The organism is Flavobacterium sp. 9AF (assembly GCF_902506265.1).
GTDB lineage: Bacteria > Bacteroidota > Bacteroidia > Flavobacteriales > Flavobacteriaceae > Flavobacterium.
Genome location: NZ_LR733556.1, coordinates 1,945,109 through 1,961,515 on the forward strand (window position 1 = coordinate 1,945,109; position 16,407 = coordinate 1,961,515).

At 30.7% G+C, this 16,407-nt stretch carries 17 protein-coding genes and 1 pseudogene; 3 read left to right on the forward strand and 15 right to left on the reverse strand.

Annotated elements, in window-relative coordinates:
• Nucleotides 1-14: 14 nt before the first annotated feature.
• The 3 genes from HALO113_RS08870 to HALO113_RS08880 all read right to left on the reverse strand — a co-directional run bounded on the left by HALO113_RS08870 (nt 15) and on the right by HALO113_RS08880 (nt 3,061).
• Nucleotides 15-1,055 (reverse strand): aldo/keto reductase, encoded by a 1,041-nt coding sequence (locus HALO113_RS08870; protein ID WP_159778685.1) that lies wholly within the window; start codon nt 1,053-1,055, stop codon nt 15-17.
• A gap of 127 nt (nt 1,056-1,182) precedes the next feature.
• The gene (locus tag HALO113_RS08875) at nt 1,183-2,148 is read right to left on the reverse strand and encodes an OmpA family protein (RefSeq protein WP_159778686.1); all 966 of its coding nucleotides are present in this window, start codon (nt 2,146-2,148) and stop codon (nt 1,183-1,185) included.
• Nucleotides 2,149-2,296: 148 nt separating this feature from the next.
• Nucleotides 2,297-3,061: an exodeoxyribonuclease III gene (locus HALO113_RS08880; RefSeq protein WP_159779586.1), complete on the reverse strand. Its 765-nt coding sequence runs from the start codon at nt 3,059-3,061 to the stop codon at nt 2,297-2,299.
• A 179-nt stretch (nt 3,062-3,240) separates the two neighbouring features.
• On the opposite strand from HALO113_RS08880, the gene HALO113_RS08885 reads away from it, so the two are divergent.
• Entirely contained in the window at nt 3,241-5,043 is a 1,803-nt protein-coding gene (locus HALO113_RS08885; protein ID WP_159778687.1) for a lysophospholipid acyltransferase family protein, read from the forward strand.
• A gap of 60 nt (nt 5,044-5,103) precedes the next feature.
• Here HALO113_RS08885 and HALO113_RS08890 read toward each other — a convergent pair whose 3' ends face one another.
• The 12 genes and pseudogenes from HALO113_RS08890 to serS form a co-directional block, all read right to left on the reverse strand.
• Complete coding sequence (locus HALO113_RS08890; RefSeq protein WP_159778688.1) at nt 5,104-5,508, reverse strand: DUF805 domain-containing protein; 405 nt, start codon at nt 5,506-5,508, stop codon at nt 5,104-5,106.
• A gap of 19 nt (nt 5,509-5,527) precedes the next feature.
• Complete coding sequence (locus HALO113_RS08895) at nt 5,528-5,812, reverse strand: TM2 domain-containing protein (protein ID WP_159778689.1); 285 nt, start codon at nt 5,810-5,812, stop codon at nt 5,528-5,530.
• A gap of 9 nt (nt 5,813-5,821) precedes the next feature.
• Nucleotides 5,822-6,613, reverse strand: coding sequence for a M48 family metallopeptidase (locus HALO113_RS08900; RefSeq protein WP_159778690.1), 792 nt, complete (start codon nt 6,611-6,613; stop codon nt 5,822-5,824).
• The gene (locus HALO113_RS08905; RefSeq protein ID WP_159778691.1) at nt 6,597-7,043 is read right to left on the reverse strand and encodes a hypothetical protein; all 447 of its coding nucleotides are present in this window, start codon (nt 7,041-7,043) and stop codon (nt 6,597-6,599) included. The genes HALO113_RS08900 and HALO113_RS08905 overlap by 17 nt, the downstream gene beginning before the upstream one ends.
• Entirely contained in the window at nt 7,040-7,450 is a 411-nt protein-coding gene (locus tag HALO113_RS08910) for a DUF2752 domain-containing protein (RefSeq protein ID WP_159778692.1), read from the reverse strand. The genes HALO113_RS08905 and HALO113_RS08910 overlap by 4 nt, the downstream gene beginning before the upstream one ends.
• A gap of 3 nt (nt 7,451-7,453) precedes the next feature.
• On the reverse strand, nt 7,454-7,792 hold the full coding sequence (locus HALO113_RS08915; protein ID WP_159778693.1) for a TM2 domain-containing protein: 339 nt from the start codon (nt 7,790-7,792) through the stop codon (nt 7,454-7,456).
• A 433-nt stretch (nt 7,793-8,225) separates the two neighbouring features.
• Nucleotides 8,226-9,188, reverse strand: a pseudogene (locus HALO113_RS08920) (2-hydroxyacid dehydrogenase); the annotation flags it as partial.
• 59 nt (nt 9,189-9,247) lie between these two features.
• Nucleotides 9,248-10,600 (reverse strand): magnesium transporter, encoded by a 1,353-nt coding sequence (gene mgtE, locus HALO113_RS08925; RefSeq protein WP_159778694.1) that lies wholly within the window; start codon nt 10,598-10,600, stop codon nt 9,248-9,250.
• Nucleotides 10,590-11,366, reverse strand: a complete 777-nt coding sequence (rsmA, locus tag HALO113_RS08930; RefSeq protein WP_159778695.1) for a 16S rRNA (adenine(1518)-N(6)/adenine(1519)-N(6))-dimethyltransferase RsmA — start codon at nt 11,364-11,366, stop codon at nt 10,590-10,592. Before rsmA ends, mgtE begins: the two co-directional genes overlap by 11 nt.
• 48 nt (nt 11,367-11,414) lie before the next feature.
• A complete protein-coding gene (locus HALO113_RS08935; RefSeq protein ID WP_159778696.1) occupies nt 11,415-11,741 on the reverse strand; it encodes a DUF4286 family protein in 327 nt (108 codons plus the stop codon).
• Nucleotides 11,742-11,755: 14 nt separating this feature from the next.
• Nucleotides 11,756-13,534, reverse strand: a complete 1,779-nt coding sequence (locus HALO113_RS08940) for a tetratricopeptide repeat protein (protein WP_159778697.1) — start codon at nt 13,532-13,534, stop codon at nt 11,756-11,758.
• A gap of 153 nt (nt 13,535-13,687) precedes the next feature.
• On the reverse strand, nt 13,688-14,959 hold the full coding sequence (gene serS, locus HALO113_RS08945) for a serine--tRNA ligase (protein ID WP_159778698.1): 1,272 nt from the start codon (nt 14,957-14,959) through the stop codon (nt 13,688-13,690).
• Nucleotides 14,960-15,237: 278 nt separating this feature from the next.
• Between serS and HALO113_RS08950 the strand changes: the two genes are divergently transcribed.
• Both HALO113_RS08950 and HALO113_RS08955 read left to right on the forward strand, forming a co-directional pair.
• A complete protein-coding gene (locus HALO113_RS08950) occupies nt 15,238-15,804 on the forward strand; it encodes an OmpH family outer membrane protein (RefSeq protein ID WP_159778699.1) in 567 nt (188 codons plus the stop codon).
• The gene (locus tag HALO113_RS08955) at nt 15,788-16,390 is read left to right on the forward strand and encodes a hypothetical protein (protein WP_159778700.1); all 603 of its coding nucleotides are present in this window, start codon (nt 15,788-15,790) and stop codon (nt 16,388-16,390) included. The genes HALO113_RS08950 and HALO113_RS08955 overlap by 17 nt, the downstream gene beginning before the upstream one ends.
• The last annotated feature ends 17 nt before the right edge of the window (nt 16,391-16,407 follow it).

The window sequence follows — 16,407 nt, forward strand, 5'->3', positions numbered from 1 at the left end:
ATACAAGTGTCTTTTTAAGGTGCAGGATTAGGAATTAACTCCTGAATTTTTTCAATTTCAGAACACAATTCTTCGGATAAGGAGGTATTAAATGCATTAATATTTTCTTCCAATTGGCCTAAAGTTGTTGCGCCAATAATAGTTGAAGTTACAAAATCTTGTTGGTTTACGTAAGCCATGGCCATTTGTGTTAATGTCAAATTATTGGCTTCTGCCAATTCTTTATACAATTGTGTGGCTTTGTAGCAATTTTCATTGGTGTATCTTTTAAAATTAGGAAACATAGCCATTCGATACTCAGGTTGGATTCCGTCTAAATATTTACCTGTTAAAAACCCAAAACCTAAAGGAGAATAGGCCAATAATCCTACATCTTCACGCAGGGTTATTTCACTTAAACCGACTTCATACAATCTATTTAATAACGAATACGGATTTTGAATACTCACAATTCTAGGCAAATTGTGTTTTTCGCTTTCCATTAAATAACGCATCACACCATAAGGGTTTTCATTAGAAACCCCAATGTGTTTTATTTTACCTTCTTTAATTAAGCCATCAAAAACATGAAGAATTTCTAGAAAAGAATACTGCCAGGAAGCGTCTATTTCTTGTAACCCTCTTTTCTGAAACATATTCATTACTCGTTCTGGCCAATGCATTTGATACAAATCAATGTAATCTGTTTGTAAATTTTTCAAACTTAATTCTACAGCTTCAGTAATGCTTTTCTTTGAAAAATCAAGAGGCTTTCTAATGTATTCCATTCCTCTATTAGGTCCTGCAATTTTAGTGGCAACCACCAGTTTTTCTCTTTCGGTTTTCCCAATTTTATGTAACCAAGATCCTATATGTCTTTCTGTACTTCCAAAGATATGTTCATTGCCTCCAATAGGATACATCTCAGCAGTATCGATAAAATTAATTCCTCTTTCAACAGCATAATCCAATTGTGAATGCGCTTCTTGCTCTGTATTTTGATTTCCAAAAGTCATAGTACCTAAACATACAGTACTAATTTTTACATTGGTTTTAGGTAAAGTTGTGTATTTCATTTCTAAGTTGAATAGATTGAGTTTCCCAATTTTTAGGAATGGTAAAGTTACGGAGATTCTATAAAAGAAAAAACCTGCTTGTAGAACTACTTCGCAGGTTTTTAAAAATTTGTATTACAAATACATCTTACAATTCGTTCATTAATTTTGAAATTTCATCTAATTTTGGAGTTAAGATAATCTCAATTCTTCTGTTTTTCGCTTTTCCTTCTGCTGTTTCATTACTTGCTAATGGTGCATATTCTCCACGACCAGCAGCCGTTAAGTTCTTTTTATCTATGGTTTTGTTTTCAGCTAAAATATTGACAATAGCCGTTGCTCTTTTTGTAGATAAATCCCAGTTGCTATCAACTCCTCCACCTATACTTCCCGTAATTTTATCATTATCAGTATGACCTTCAATTAAAACCGAAATTTCAGGATTTTGTCCTAATACTTCTCCTAAAGCTTTTACCGCTTTTTTACCTTCAGTACCAACAGTCCAACTACCCGATTCAAATAATAATTTATTTTCCATAGAAACATACACTTTTCCATTTCTATGCTCTACAGTTAACCCTTTTCCTTCAAATGCATTTAATGCTTTCGATAACGTTTCTTTTAATTTTTTCATTGCAGCTTCTTTATCTGCCATCATTTTTTCCAATTCGGCTAAACGACTAGAAGATGCTTCTAGATCTCCTTTTAATTTGTTTAAACGGTCTTGTTCTGCATTTAAGGTTTTTTGTTTTGCTTCTAATTCAGCTAACAATTCACGGTTTTTCTTCATGTTACTCTCCAAAGCATCATTACTGTTTTTCTCTAAAGCATCATAAGACGCTTTTAAGTTGTCTAAATTTTTCTTAGTGGCTGCATAATCAGTAGCTAATTTATCTCTTTCGGCTTTAACCTTATCTAACTCTGTTTGTAACGCGTTTTTATCTAGTTCTAATTTGTTTTTTTCAGCAGTCAAGGTTTCTTTTTCATCTGCTAACGCATTTCTTTCCTTTTTAAGATCAGCATATTTACTTTCTAAATCTTGGTAGATTTTTTTTGACACACATGAAGTTGCTAACGTAGTTATTACTAGTGCAAGGGCAATTTTTTTAATCATGATTACTTTATTATTAGGTTTTTTTATTGTTCAATTCTAATAGCCCTGATGGAAACGGCATCCTTTTTTATTTTGTTATCTCGACTCCGCTCAATATGACAAAATAAAAAAGATACAGTGTACAGCAGGAATAAGCTCCAAATAAAAATTAGGATTTAATTTCAACTAAAACGGGGCAATGATCGGAATGTTTCGCTTCGGGTAATATTAATGCTCTTTGTATTCTATCTTCTAAAGGAGCAGCTGCCAAACAATAATCGATTCTCCAGCCTTTGTTATTATTTCTTGCATTGGCTCTGTAACTCCACCAACTGTAATGGTGTGGTTCTTTATTTAAATGTCTGAAAGTATCAATAAAACCGTTTTTCATAAAAGCATCTATCCAAGCTCTCTCTTCTGGTAAAAATCCTGAAACTTTAGCATTTCGAATAGGATCATGAATATCAATTGCCTCGTGACATATATTGTAATCTCCACATACTACTAAATTGGGAATTTCTTTTCTTAGTTCTGTAATATAATTTTGGAAATCATCCATGTATTTAAACTTATGATCTAATCGATCGATATTGGTTCCTGAAGGCAAATACAAACTCATTATTGATAGATTATCAAAGTCAACTCTAAGATTTCTTCCTTCAAAATCCATATGTTCAATTCCTGTACCAAAAACTACGTTTTTAGGTTGAACTTTTGATAAAATAGCCACCCCACTATAGCCTTTTTTTTGAGCGGAAAAATAATATTGATAGGGATAACCTGCCGCTTCTATTTCAAGTCTTGGAATTTGATCTTCGGTTGCTTTAATCTCTTGTAAACAAATTACATCTGGACTGGCTTGTTGCAACCAATCTAAAAATCCCTTTGTTATTGCTGCTCTGATCCCGTTGACATTATAAGAAATTATCTTCATATTATTGTTTTGATAAGGCTCAAAAGTAGTAAAAAGAGCTATCATTTTAAAATAAAAATAGCAGGCATTCTAATGAATTAAAACATTTTTTTTGCAAATTGTTTGCAGGAATGCTAGTATATTTGCTTCCGATATTAAGTAGAATTATTATCTTTGTTTTTCGCTCAAAATTTAATTAAATGGGATTAGTCACTGCCAAGGAAGTAGCCAAAGCTATAAATACAGATAAATATGGTTTTTTAGGAACTTTTTCCGGATGGTTGCTTATGAAAATTCTTAAGATATCCACACTTAACAAAGTGTATGATCGGAATAAACACTTAAGTGAAGTGGAATTTTTAAATGCTATACTAGATGAATTCCAAATTAAATTTGAAATTCCTGAAGAAGATTTTAAGCGCCTTCCTAAGGACGGTGCTTATATTACTATTTCTAATCATCCATTAGGAGGAATAGATGGTATATTACTTTTAAAATTAATGCTTGAAAAAGAGCCTAATTTTAAAATCATTGCCAATTTTCTACTGCATCGAATTGAGCCTATGAAACCTTATATTATGCCAGTAAATCCTTTTGAAAATCATAAGGATGCCAAATCTAGCGTAATTGGTATTAAAGAAACGTTACGTCATTTATCAGATGGGAAACCATTAGGTATGTTTCCTGCTGGCGAAGTATCGACTTATCGAGATGGAAAAATAGTAGTAGACAAACCCTGGGAAGAAGGCGCAATTAAGATTATTAAAAAAGCTAATGTACCCGTTGTTCCTATCTATTTCCATGCTAAAAACAGTAAGCTCTTTTATTTTTTATCCAAACTAAATGACACGCTTAGAACGGCTAAACTACCTAGTGAATTACTCACTCAAAAGAAAAGAGTTATTAAAGTTCGTATAGGAAAACCAATTTCTGTTGCGGAACAAAATGAATTTACTTCTATAGAAGAATATGGCGAGTTTTTACGTAAAAAAACATATATGCTTTCTAATGCATTTGAAAAAGAAAGCAAACTAATTAATACCGATTTACTTAAACTCCCTAAAAGTAGTCCAAAACAAATAGTAAAGCCAGCTAATCACGAACAAATTCTTGAGGAGATTACTACATTAAGAGAACAAGATTGTCGCTTGTTACAAAGTAAAAATTATGAGGTATTTTTAATTACTGCTGATAAAATTCCTAATATATTACATGAAATAGGTCGTTTACGAGAAATTACTTTTAGAGAAGTTGGAGAAGGAACGAATGAATCTATCGATTTAGATCAATATGACAAATATTATCACCATATGTTTTTATGGGATGATGAAGCACAAGTTATTGCTGGTGCCTATCGAATGGGATTAGGTTCTCAAATTTATAGCAAATATGGTATTGATGGTTTTTATTTGCATGACTTATTCCGGTTTGAACCTGAACTATATGACATGATGAGTAAGTCTATAGAAATGGGTCGTGCATTTATCATTAGTGAATACCAACAAAAACCAATGCCTTTATTTTTGTTATGGAAAGGAATTGTACACACAACACTTCGCCATCCAGAGCATAAATTCTTAATTGGAGGTGTAAGTATTAGTAATCAATTCTCTGAATTTTCGAAATCATTGATGATTGAGTTTATGAAATCGCATTATTATGATCCTTACATTGCACAATACATTCATCCTAAAAAGGATTATAAAGTAAAATTAAAAGACGCGGACAAAGATTTTGTTTTTAACGAAACCGAAGCTGATTTAAATAAGTTTGATAAAATTATAGACGAAGTAGAACCTGGCAACTTACGCTTACCGGTTTTAATTAAAAAATATATTAAGCAAAACGCACGAGTAGTGGCTTTTAATGTAGATCCACTATTTAATAATGCAGTAGATGGTTTAATGTATATTAAAATTGCCGATTTACCAGAAAGCACTGTTAAACCAGTAATGGAAGAATTTCAAGCAGAATTAGAAAGAAAAGAAGAAAAGAAAAAATAATAAACACAAAAAATGGCTCTTAGAAAAGAAGCCATTTTTTGTTTATTTTAGAAAAATTCATTATTCTAAACCTATTTCATTTATTTCATAATTATGTTTCTTAGGGTCATTTCCATACTGATTTCTTCCTGTATTCCCTTCGGTTAATAATAATACCAATAACCATATTGGTCCTACTATAGGGATAAACCATACTAAAAAGAAAACACCGCTTTTTCCTACGTCATGTAGTCTTCTTATCATAACTGCTATTGTAGGAATAATTGTTCCTAATAACACAATTAAATATAAAGGTCCGCCTGCATCTTCATCAAAATTTAGTCCAAAAAGATTGTCAATTAGATAAGCTAAAATTGCTAAAATAATATTTCCTAGAACAAAATACCAATATTCAGACCTTCTTGCTCTACCTCTAAAAGTAGCATAATTTTCTAAAAGAACTCTTTTATACCAATATAATAACATAGATATCTTTTATCTTCTATTAAAACCATGCTTTTTTATTCGCTTGATAGGTTTGGTAAAAATCTTCATCCGTTTTTGTTAAATAGATGATTCCTTCTACCAATCCAATTATACTTGAAACTGTACCACAAGTAAAAAGTGATATAACCAACATGATTATTCCTTCGTTTGTATAACCTAAAAGAAATTTATGTATTGCAAATGGTCCTAATAAAATTGCTAAAATTCCACAAGCAACTTTTTTATTGTCTTGATATTGTGGTGTTGGTTGATTCCATTCTTCAGTTGGTCTTGTTGTTTCCATTTTGTTTATTTATTTATAGTCATTAATTAGTTGTTTAAATTCATTCCATTGATTAATAGAAATAATTTTCTTAGATTTTATTTTTTTTCCTTTCAAACTATTTAAAATATATTTTGCTCTATCTTCAGACTCAGGATGTGTAGAAATCCAATATGTATATTTATGTATTTCATTATCTAATGCCATTTGATACATGAAATCTGCAAAAGGTCTTGGATCAATTTCTGCTTTAGTCATATATTTTACGCTTTGTAAATCGGCTTCCCGTTCTAAATTTCTATCATATGCTGAAGACGACAATGTATGAATTACCTTTTTAATAGTTTGACTATTGGCTCCAGTCATAGACAATAGAACCGAAAAACCAATTTCTTTTGACAATTTTTTCATTACATGATTTTCCTGTAGATGAGCAATCTCATGACCAAGCACACCTAACAAAGCTTCTTCGTTTTTACAGTCTAAAATTAAACCGCTATACACTACAAGATGATTATCTGGCATTGCAAATGCGTTTACCTCATCTTTATGAATAAGATGTACTTTTAAACTATCTCTTACAATATTATTTTTTTTACATAATGGTAATAATAAAGAGTCTAACTTTTGAACAATTATTTCATCATATATAATTTTTTCTGATTCTTCAATTTCTTGCCATAATAATTCTCCAACTGTATTTTCTGTATTAGATTTTATCGATTTAACTCCAAAAAAATTGACTAAATCTAATTGTGATAATAATAACCAAGTTGCAAAAAATGAAACGACAATAACAAATCCTTTAATTATAACTTTCATTTGTTTTGGTAATTAAATTAGTAATATCAGCAAAAAAATACAATTCTGAATGAATTCCTTTTCTTACTCTTGTGGCTAAGATTAACGTAGTTATAAACTCGACAATGTTAAATAATATCAAAGTAATAATGTATGCGATATAATAATTTGTTGCTTTTTCGTTTGAGAATATTACTCCTATAGTCCACCAAAAACCCGCACTATTAAAAAAGAACAAACCAAGCTGAGATAATAAAGCTTGAGTACAATGCCATTTTACAAATGGAGTGCTTTTTCTATTACCTAGATAAAAGAAAAATGTCGCCATTAAGTTTAATATAGGTAATGGCAAACCACCTATTACTGCAACCAAAGACATTAAGTAACTATTTGAAGCTCTTTCTAGCTCTGAATCTACAGGTTTATAATAAAAAGTCTTATCTGTTATCATAAATTTTTATTGATATTCCAAATCCAATTAAGCAATACTAAAACAATTAAAATAATAGCTGTTTTCTTATCGCGCAGAAATAATTCTATCTTATTATAAAAAAGATAAAATGACTCTCTTTTGAAGATTAAATCTAAGAGTATCCAAAATGGGCTAACTATCATAATAACTGCAACTAAAATCCCAAAAGGATTAATAAAGAGTGAATCTATTAAATTGCCTTTTGAAATTTCTACAACTGCCCTAGTAGTTCCACATGAAGGACAAGGTATGTTGGTTATATTTTTTACAAAACAAACTGTCACTTCTTGTGAATCATGTTTTATATGTTTTAAATTATAAAATAACCAACAATACCCAATAAAACAAGTTATTAAAATTAAGAAGTATAACTTGTTTTTTTTCATATTTTACATAAAAGCTCTACTGAATTGCTCCATATTCTTTTCTTTTGTTGCGCCTTGAATTAAAAACCAATCAACAATAGCCCAAACACCCAATCCACCACATGTTAAAAGTTTTCCTACTCCCATACCTGTATCACCTATATAAAAACGGTCTATTCCGTAAGCTCCAGCGAAAATAGATATTAGTAAAGCAGTAGTAGGATCTTTAAATTGAAGCATTTGTACCATTGGCCATTTATCATCCTCTATTTGTAAAAGCTTTTCTCTGATTGCATTTAATTGATGACCTTCGAAAAATTTTGCATTTGTCATCATGAACATGTCAACTTTTTGTGAATCCATTATTTATTTAAAATTAATTAGTTAATTATTTAAAAGCGCTATCAATAGGCTCCCAAAGTTCAATTTTATTTCCTTCTAAATCTACTATCCAAGCAAACTTTCCATAGTCATATGTCTGTAGTTCACCTATAATTGTTACACTTTCTTGTGATAATTTTTTTAAAAGTGTTTCTAAATCGTGTACCCTAAAGTTTTGCATAAACTCTTTTTTTGAGGGTTCAAAATAAGATGTTTCCTCAGAAAATGGACTCCATTGTGTAGAACACGCATTCCCATTTATATCTTTCCACCAAAAGGTAGCTCCGTAATCATCTGTATTCAACCCTAAATGATTGCGATACCATTCTTTGAGTGCTGTTGGGTTTTTAGTTTTAAAAAAGAAACCTCCTATTCCTGTAACACGAATATCTTCTTTTTTTTCAAATTCTTCAAAATATAGTGCTTTAATTTTATTAACAATTGTTTGTGCTAATTTTTCATGACTCTCAAAGGTCCAACCCGCAATATGTGGTGATAACAATACATTGTCCGCTTGTAAAAGGTAGGAAAAAGCAGCTGGTAATTCTCTCGACTCCGCTCGAGAGGATTCAAAGAGCGTTTCAAAAGACAATTTTTCATATTCTAGTACATCTAATCCTGCTCCAAGTATTTTTTTATTTTTTAAGGCATCTACTAAATCGGAGGTTACTACACTTTTACCTCTTGCTGTATTAATCAACCAAAAGGACTTGGTAAAACCATTAATAAAAGTAGCATTTACCATTTTATCGGTTTCCGGTGTCCAAGGAATGTGCAAACTCAGCACATCTGCTTTTTCTTGTAATTCTTTTAAGGTGACTTGTTTTGCATTGGCATCAGCCACATTGGGTAAAATATCATAACACAACACGTCCACATCAAAACCGCGTAATTTTTTTGCAAAAGCTTTACCCATATTTCCGTAACCAATGATACCCACTGTTTTGCCGTCTAACTCATGCCCGCGGTTGGCTTCTCTGTTCCATTTCCCATTTTTTACTTCCGCATCAGCTCTATTGAGATTATTAAACAAAGACAATAACATCCCTAATGCATGCTCGCCTACTGCATTTCGATTTCCTTCAGGAGCTGCGATTAATTGTATTCCTTTTGTTTGTGCATATTCACAATCAATACTTTCCAAACCAGCACCTACTCTTGCAATAAATTGTAGTTTTTTTGCTTTATCTAAAAACGCTTTGTCAATTTTAAAGCGACTACGAATTACAATTCCGTGATAATTTTGAATTTTAGCTTCAATTTCTTCTTTAGAAGAGACATAATCTGCTTCGTTAGTAAATCCTGCTGCTTCTAATTGGTTCCAAAGTAACGGATGATTGGAATCGATGTGTAAAATTTTGATGGTTTCGGGTTTCATTTTTCTCTTTTAAAAAGTTAAAGATAACTATATTTTAAAAAAAGGAAGAAAGAAAGATTTTAAAACCCTAAAATGGCTTTTGCAATTGTAAAGAAGATAATAATTCCCATAATATCATTACTGGTGGTGATAAAAGGACCTGTTGCCAATGCGGGATCAATTCCATATTTATCTAAAATAATGGGAATAAAAGTCCCTATTAAAGAAGCCATTATAATTACAGAAAGTAACGCTAAAGAAACTGTTATTCCTGTTTGAAAATCAATTCCTAATAAAAAATGACTTCCTAACATTAAAATTAAAGAAAGTATACAGCCATTTAATAAGCTTAATGAAAGTTCTTTTAATAATCGATTTAAAAGCGAACCTGATAAGGCATTATTGGCCAAACCTTGTACAATAATCGCAGAAGACTGAACCCCTACATTTCCTGCCATCGCAGCAATAAGCGGTGTGAAAAAGAACAAATTGCGATGTTCTTCCATAGCGGGTTCATAAATTCCTAAAACACGAACCGAAACAAAACCGCCAAATAATGCTAAAACCAACCAAGGTAATCGTGCTTTGGTTAGTTCCAAAATACTATCATCTGCTTCCACATCTTGTGAAATACCCGCAGCCAACTGATAATCTTTATCCGCTTCTTCTTTAATCACATCGACCACGTCATCAATTGTAATTCGCCCAACCAATCTTCCTAATTCATCAACTACTGGAATGGCTTCCAAATCGTATTTTTGCATGATTCTCGCCACTTCAACATTTTCGGTATTGACTTTTACATAATCAACTTTTGGAATGTATACTTCGCTAATTGGTGTTTTGGTAGAAGTGGTTAAAAGGTCCTTTAAAGACAACCTTCCTTTTAATCTATTTTCGTCATCGACTACATAGATAGAATGTACACGAGAGACATTTTCAGCTTGAGCACGCATTTCCTTGACACAAGTTAGCACATTCCAATTTTCATTGACTTTTACTAACTCTTTCGCCATTAAACCTCCAGCGGAATCTTCATCATAGCGTAATAAATCAACAATGTCTTTTGCGTGTTCAACATCTTCTAATTCAGAAATTACTTCTTCTTTTCTAGATTGAGGTAATTCGGCAATGATATCGGCAGCATCATCGGTACTTAACTCATCAATTTCTTCTGCAATTTCTTTAGCAGACAAACTTCTAAGAATTTTTTCACGAACTTCTTCGTCTAATTCTAATAGAATTTCGGCTGTTTTTTCAGAATCTAAAACATTAAAAATATAAATGGCTTCATGAGATTCCATTTCTCCCATGATCTCAGCAATATCAGCAAAGTGAATATCTTGAAGTAATTCTAATACCTCTTTTTCCTTATTATCATGAATAAGAAGTTCTAATTCTTGCAATAAGTCTTTACTGATTTTAAACTCCATCGGCCGCTATTTTTTGAGTTAGTATTATAAATTCTTCGTAAGAAAGTTGTTCCGGACGAAGGTCAAAGATACTATCTTCTTTTAAATTATCAGAATTTATCATGCTTTTCAAACTGTTTCGCATGGTTTTTCTTCTTTGATTAAAGGCTTGTTTTACCACAGAAAAAAACAATTTTTCGTCGCAGGGTAATTCAAAGTTTTCTTTTCTAGTTAACCGTAAAACACCCGATTTTACTTTTGGTGGTGGATTAAACACATGTTCATCGACTGTAAAAAGATATTCTGCCTCATAAAAAGCTTGTGTTAATACAGACAAAATACCATATACTTTACTTCCTTTTTTCTCACAAATGCGTTCTGCCACTTCTTTTTGGAACATCCCAGAAAACTCTGGAATTTGATGTCGCATTTCTAAGGTCTTAAAAACAATTTGACTCGAAATATTGTAGGGAAAATTCCCAATGATACCAAAAGGTTCTCCTTTAAAGACTTCGTTTAAATCGTATTTTAAAAAATCCTTAGAAATAATATGTCCGTGTAATTTTGGATAGTTTTCCTCTAAATACGCAACCGATTCGGTATCTATTTCAATAACGCTGGTTTCTATTGGTTTTTCCAATAAATATTTTGTTAACACGCCCATTCCTGGTCCTATTTCAAGAATTTTATTATACCCTTTTAATGATAAGGTATCGGCTATATTTTGAGCTACACTTTCATCTGTTAAGAAATGTTGCCCTAAGTGTTTTTTTGCTTTAACTGACATGCTTTGGATTTAGAAATTAGAAATACGGAAATTTACTATTAAAAAAATTTAATTCTCTTTTCCATAATGTTCACTCATGACCTCAAGTTCGGTTCGAAATGCTAACATTTTATCTGCAAATAGTTGTAAACCTTCTTGTCTTAATCTAGGTGCATGATTTTTATAATATTCTTCCAGTTTTGCCCTAGAATCAGTAAAATATTGTACTGAATAAGTGGTTCCTCCCATTTCTTCTTCTACTAAGACTTTTACCATTCTAGCACTGATAAATAGACCTGTTGAAAGCACATCATCAATATGTTTATTCTTCATCCATTGGAGCCATTTTTCATGTACACTTTCATCAATATTTACAGTTACATTATATATAATCATAGTTTTATTATTTTTTAAAGATTTGCATCGCCTCTTAGAATTCTAAATTGTTTTCGAGCTTCTGTAAAATAAATACTATCTGCATGTTCAAAAATCATTTTTTCATATAAAGGTTTCGCTTTATCTGGTTCTTGTATTTCGTTACGATAAATCTCAGCAGAAAAAAACAAAGCTTCATCGACAAAAATTCCATCAGCGTGGTCATCAAGAATTTGTTTGTAATAAGAAATGGCTTGTTGGTATTCTTTTTTTCTGTAATAAATAGTTGCTATTTTGTATAAAGCTTCATCTTCAATAGTATCTCCTTTATATTTTTCCAAAATAGTTATGAATTCATTTAATGCTTGTTCTTGCTTTTTTTGGTACAATAACAAATCTGCCTTAGCAAATGCTGTTAATGCTACTCTAGTACTATCTTCATAAGAATTGTCTTGAATAAGGAGAAACAATTCTACCGCATCATTTGCAATAAGTAAACTAGCCGATTGTTTTAAAACTTTTACTTGTTGCAATGCCCAATCAAAATCATTTTTGTAATAATTTGCTCTTGCCATTTTCATACTTGCTTCATGTGCAATTGCATCGTTTTTCATATTATCTTCTACTTGTGCATAATATAAAATCGCTTGATTAAACTTTTCATCATAGATTAATATATCGGCTAATTCCATTTTTACTTCAGCAATTTGCCTATTATTTAAAGGTAGTTCCAAAGCTTTATTTAAAATTAAAATGGCTTCTTTTGGATTATTCAAATTAAAAGCTTGGAAGTGTGCATCTAAACGAATTAGTTCTATTGCATTTGATGTAAAACCGTATTTTTCAAGTAAAGTTTTTAACTCGCTTGTAATTTTTCCATACTCTTGAACAGAAACTTCTTCTATTTTTATTCTCATTAAAAAAGCATGTGTTTCAACTTGTAATATTGCATCGTTTGTGTTTTCTAGAACAAATTCCATCATGGTAATTGCATCTTCTTTTTGATTGTCTTCAGCTGCCATATTGGCTAAAGAAACAATACTAGACAGGCTTTCTTGATTGCGTTTATAAATTGCTTTTTCTTGAATAAAAGCTTTACCATATTCTTTTTGTTGGACATATAACCAACTTAAAAATTGATTCCAATAAATGTCTGGATTTTTCTGTGTCCTTACTAATAATGTTTTTTTTAGATAATTTAGAAATGTACTTTGCGCTTCATCTGCAATAAAACGAGTTAAATAATTTTGAACTACGGCTGTATTATCTCTCTTTTCATATGCAAAATCTAACAATTTATCAGCCATTACCTCAATATTTCCTAATTGCCCCTGTAACAAAGCTATTTGATAGTCAAAGTTTAATTCAGGATTAATCTCTTGTCCTTTTTCATACGCTTTTAATGCCCAATCTATTAGTACTTTTTTTTCAAAACCGTTTCCAATTTGATAAGCATAAGCGGGTTGCTTTTCAATTTCTTTTATTGCTAATTCATATTGTTTTTTAGCTTTATCCTCTTGTTTTTGTAATTGATAATGATATCCTAAATCTATATAAAGAATAGGTTGATCAAATCTTTTTTTTCTTTCGAGAATCATTTTTTCAGCTTTTTCAAATTGTTCTAATTGCTGGTAACAATCAATTATTCGCTGAAAAAAATAATAATTAGATGGTTGCTTAACAATAATTTGTTCCAAAAGTGTAACTGCTTTATCAAATTCTCCTTTTTCATAATAATCCAATGCTAATTGCTCATTTTGAGAATGGACAGTTAGATAAAAGAAAAATAAAATAAATAAAGCAATCTTTTTCATCGTTAAGCAATCATTTTATTAGTAAGATTTTAAAAAAGAGAAATGATTTTATAGTGAAAGTTAGCAACCATAACCTCTTTTGTTAAAATAAATAATGTACTAAAGTAACACTTTTGCGTCAAATTAGTACATTATTAAGTGAAGATTAACTATTTAGTTAATGATATCGAAACCTGTATATTTTCTTAAAACTTCTGGAATTACAATTCCTTCTGGAGTTTGATAATTTTCCAAAATTCCCGCTAAAACTCTTGGCAAAGCTAATGAACTACCGTTTAATGTATGTACCAATTGGTTTTTACCTTCTTTATCTTTAAAACGTAATTTTAATCTATTCGATTGGAACGTTTCAAAATTAGAAACAGAAGAAATTTCTAACCAACGATCTTGAGCAGTTGAAAATACTTCAAAATCATAAGTTAAAGCAGATGCAAATCCCATATCTCCTCCACACAATCTTAATACTCTATATGGTAATTGTAATTCTTTTAAAATATCTTTTACATGTTCCACCATTCCATCTAAAGCTTCATAAGATTTTTCAGGATGTTCAATGCGTACAATTTCAACTTTGTCAAATTGATGCAAACGATTTAAACCTCTCACATGTGCACCATAAGAACCTGCTTCTCTTCTGAAACAAGGTGTATAACCTGTACAAAGAATAGGCAATTCGCTTTCGTTTAATAATACATCACGAAATAAATTGGTCACAGGCACTTCAGCCGTAGGAATTAAATACAAATTATCTTCTCCCACATGATACATTTGCCCTTCTTTATCTGGCAACTGACCTGTTCCAAAACCTGAAGCTTCATTCACTAAATGAGGCACTTGAAATTCTTGGTAACCCGCATCTGTATTTTTGTCTAAAAAATAGGTAATTAGAGCACGTTGTAACTTAGCCCCTTTCCCTTTATATACTGGAAAACCTGCACCTGTAATTTTCGCACCTAAATCAAAATCGATGATGTCATATTTCTTAGCTAATTCCCAATGAGGTAAAGCACCTTGATGCAATTTTGGTACTACACCTTCTTCAAAAATATTTAAATTATCGTCAGGAGTTTTCCCTTCAGGTACAATTTCAGCTGGAAGATTAGGTATTTTATACAATTCTGTTTGTAATTCTTCTGTAACTGTGTTTAACGTTTCGGTTAACTCTTTAGTTTGGTCTTTAAAGTTAGCTGTTTTTTCTTTTAAAATTTCCGCTTTTGCTTTTTCACCACCCTTCATTAAAACACCAATGTCTTTGGATAGCTTATTGGATTCTGCAAGAATATTGTCTAATTCTACTTGAGTTGCTCTTCTTTTTTCATCCAGTGCAACTACCGATTCAATTAAGCTTTGAGCATCTAAATTCCTTTTAGCTAATCGCTTAATTACTTCTTCCTTGTTTTCTCTAATAAATGCTACCTGTAACATGATTTTTAAAATTTTAAGTGGCAAATTTAATGAATTTGACTTTAGTTTCCCGAAAATATATATAAAACCTCTTTACAAATAATTATTATTTAATTAGAGAACTGACACAATTAAATTTTCATTTTGAATTCAAAAACATAAAAAACTAATAAACAGCTAATTAAATATTAAAATAAATTACACTAAAAAAATACTTAACATAATTTTAAATTTTAAATAACTTTTTACGAAAAATTGGTACTATTTTTGCGGGAATTTATTTAAATAAAAAAGTTAAAATGAAGCCAAGCTTTTCTCAAAAAATCGACTTATCAAAAGTTATTGTATTCCTTAGCGCTATTGCATTATTACTAAGCTTAGTAGCTATTTATTTTGCTAAATCAAGTTCAGAATTAGTATATGTAGATGTTAACAAATTAATAGAAGGGTATTCTAGAACCAAAATTGCCAAAGCCGAATTTGACAAAAAAGCGACTACTTTAAAAGCTAATGTTGATTCATTAGTTACCAGTTGGCAAAAAGAATTACAAGCTTATGAAAAAGAAAGAGCTTCGCTTAGTCCAAAAGAATTACAATTAAAACAAGAGCTTTTGGCTAACAAACAACAACAAATTAACGGTTACCAAGAGGCTATTCAACAAAAAATACAAGAAGAGGATAAAAAAACGACTCAAACCGTAATCAATGACATTAATGATTATGTAAAAGAATATGGAAAAAACAAGGGTTATAAAATCATATTTGGTGCAAGTGGCGGTGGAAATATTATGTATGCAGATGAATCAACAGATTTAACACAAGAAATTTTAAAAGGTTTAAACGCAGAATATGATAAAAAGAAGTAGTCTATTTTTTTTATTTATTTTTCTTTCTTCTTGTAGTACCAAAACTTTTGATACTAAAGAAGCACTTTTTTTGTTTATTAATGATGAAGATAATGGTTATGTTTACACCAAAGAAGTAAATGGTGTAACTTATACTTTACAATACCGACCCACAGATGTTATGGTACAACAAGAATTAGGGGAAACAAAATTAAAAGAACAAGTTCAAAAATTAAGAGAAAAATACAGTAAGAATATGTATTTTAATCTTTCTATGTCATTAAACGGACAAGAATTATTGAGCAATGTAGTACGAGACAAAGCGCAATTTGGTCAAATGGTAAACGATTTAGCTTTTAACATGAATGAGAAAGTACATGTGTTTAACGCTGAAAAAGACACGTTGGCAATGACCGATTTTGTGTATCCTAGAATGTATGGCATGACTAATGCTACCACTATATTAATCGTCTATCCTAGAGACCCAAAATTTTTAAAAGAAGAGTATTTAAATTTTACCATTGAAGATTTAGGTTTATATACAGGAGAAGTAAAATTTAAAATACAAACCCAAGCCCTACAAAAAGAACCACAATTGAATTTATAAGCAAGCATAGAATTTAT

Bases quoted from the DNA above. Each gene is read 5' to 3' on its own strand.
- HALO113_RS08870 (WP_159778685.1), bottom strand. From the start codon at position 1,055: ATGAAATACACAACTTTACCTAAAACCAATGTAAAAATTAGTACTGTA.
- HALO113_RS08875 (WP_159778686.1), bottom strand. From the start codon at position 2,148: ATGATTAAAAAAATTGCCCTTGCACTAGTAATAACTACGTTAGCAACT.
- HALO113_RS08880 (WP_159779586.1), bottom strand. From the start codon at position 3,061: ATGAAGATAATTTCTTATAATGTCAACGGGATCAGAGCAGCAATAACA.
- HALO113_RS08885 (WP_159778687.1), top strand. From the start codon at position 3,241: ATGGGATTAGTCACTGCCAAGGAAGTAGCCAAAGCTATAAATACAGAT.
- HALO113_RS08890 (WP_159778688.1), bottom strand. From the start codon at position 5,508: ATGTTATTATATTGGTATAAAAGAGTTCTTTTAGAAAATTATGCTACT.
- HALO113_RS08895 (WP_159778689.1), bottom strand. From the start codon at position 5,812: ATGGAAACAACAAGACCAACTGAAGAATGGAATCAACCAACACCACAA.
- HALO113_RS08900 (WP_159778690.1), bottom strand. From the start codon at position 6,613: ATGAAAGTTATAATTAAAGGATTTGTTATTGTCGTTTCATTTTTTGCA.
- HALO113_RS08905 (WP_159778691.1), bottom strand. From the start codon at position 7,043: ATGATAACAGATAAGACTTTTTATTATAAACCTGTAGATTCAGAGCTA.
- HALO113_RS08910 (WP_159778692.1), bottom strand. From the start codon at position 7,450: ATGAAAAAAAACAAGTTATACTTCTTAATTTTAATAACTTGTTTTATT.
- HALO113_RS08915 (WP_159778693.1), bottom strand. From the start codon at position 7,792: ATGGATTCACAAAAAGTTGACATGTTCATGATGACAAATGCAAAATTT.
- mgtE (WP_159778694.1), bottom strand. From the start codon at position 10,600: ATGGAGTTTAAAATCAGTAAAGACTTATTGCAAGAATTAGAACTTCTT.
- rsmA (WP_159778695.1), bottom strand. From the start codon at position 11,366: ATGTCAGTTAAAGCAAAAAAACACTTAGGGCAACATTTCTTAACAGAT.
- HALO113_RS08935 (WP_159778696.1), bottom strand. From the start codon at position 11,741: ATGATTATATATAATGTAACTGTAAATATTGATGAAAGTGTACATGAA.
- HALO113_RS08940 (WP_159778697.1), bottom strand. From the start codon at position 13,534: ATGAAAAAGATTGCTTTATTTATTTTATTTTTCTTTTATCTAACTGTC.
- serS (WP_159778698.1), bottom strand. From the start codon at position 14,959: ATGTTACAGGTAGCATTTATTAGAGAAAACAAGGAAGAAGTAATTAAG.
- HALO113_RS08950 (WP_159778699.1), top strand. From the start codon at position 15,238: ATGAAGCCAAGCTTTTCTCAAAAAATCGACTTATCAAAAGTTATTGTA.
- HALO113_RS08955 (WP_159778700.1), top strand. From the start codon at position 15,788: ATGATAAAAAGAAGTAGTCTATTTTTTTTATTTATTTTTCTTTCTTCT.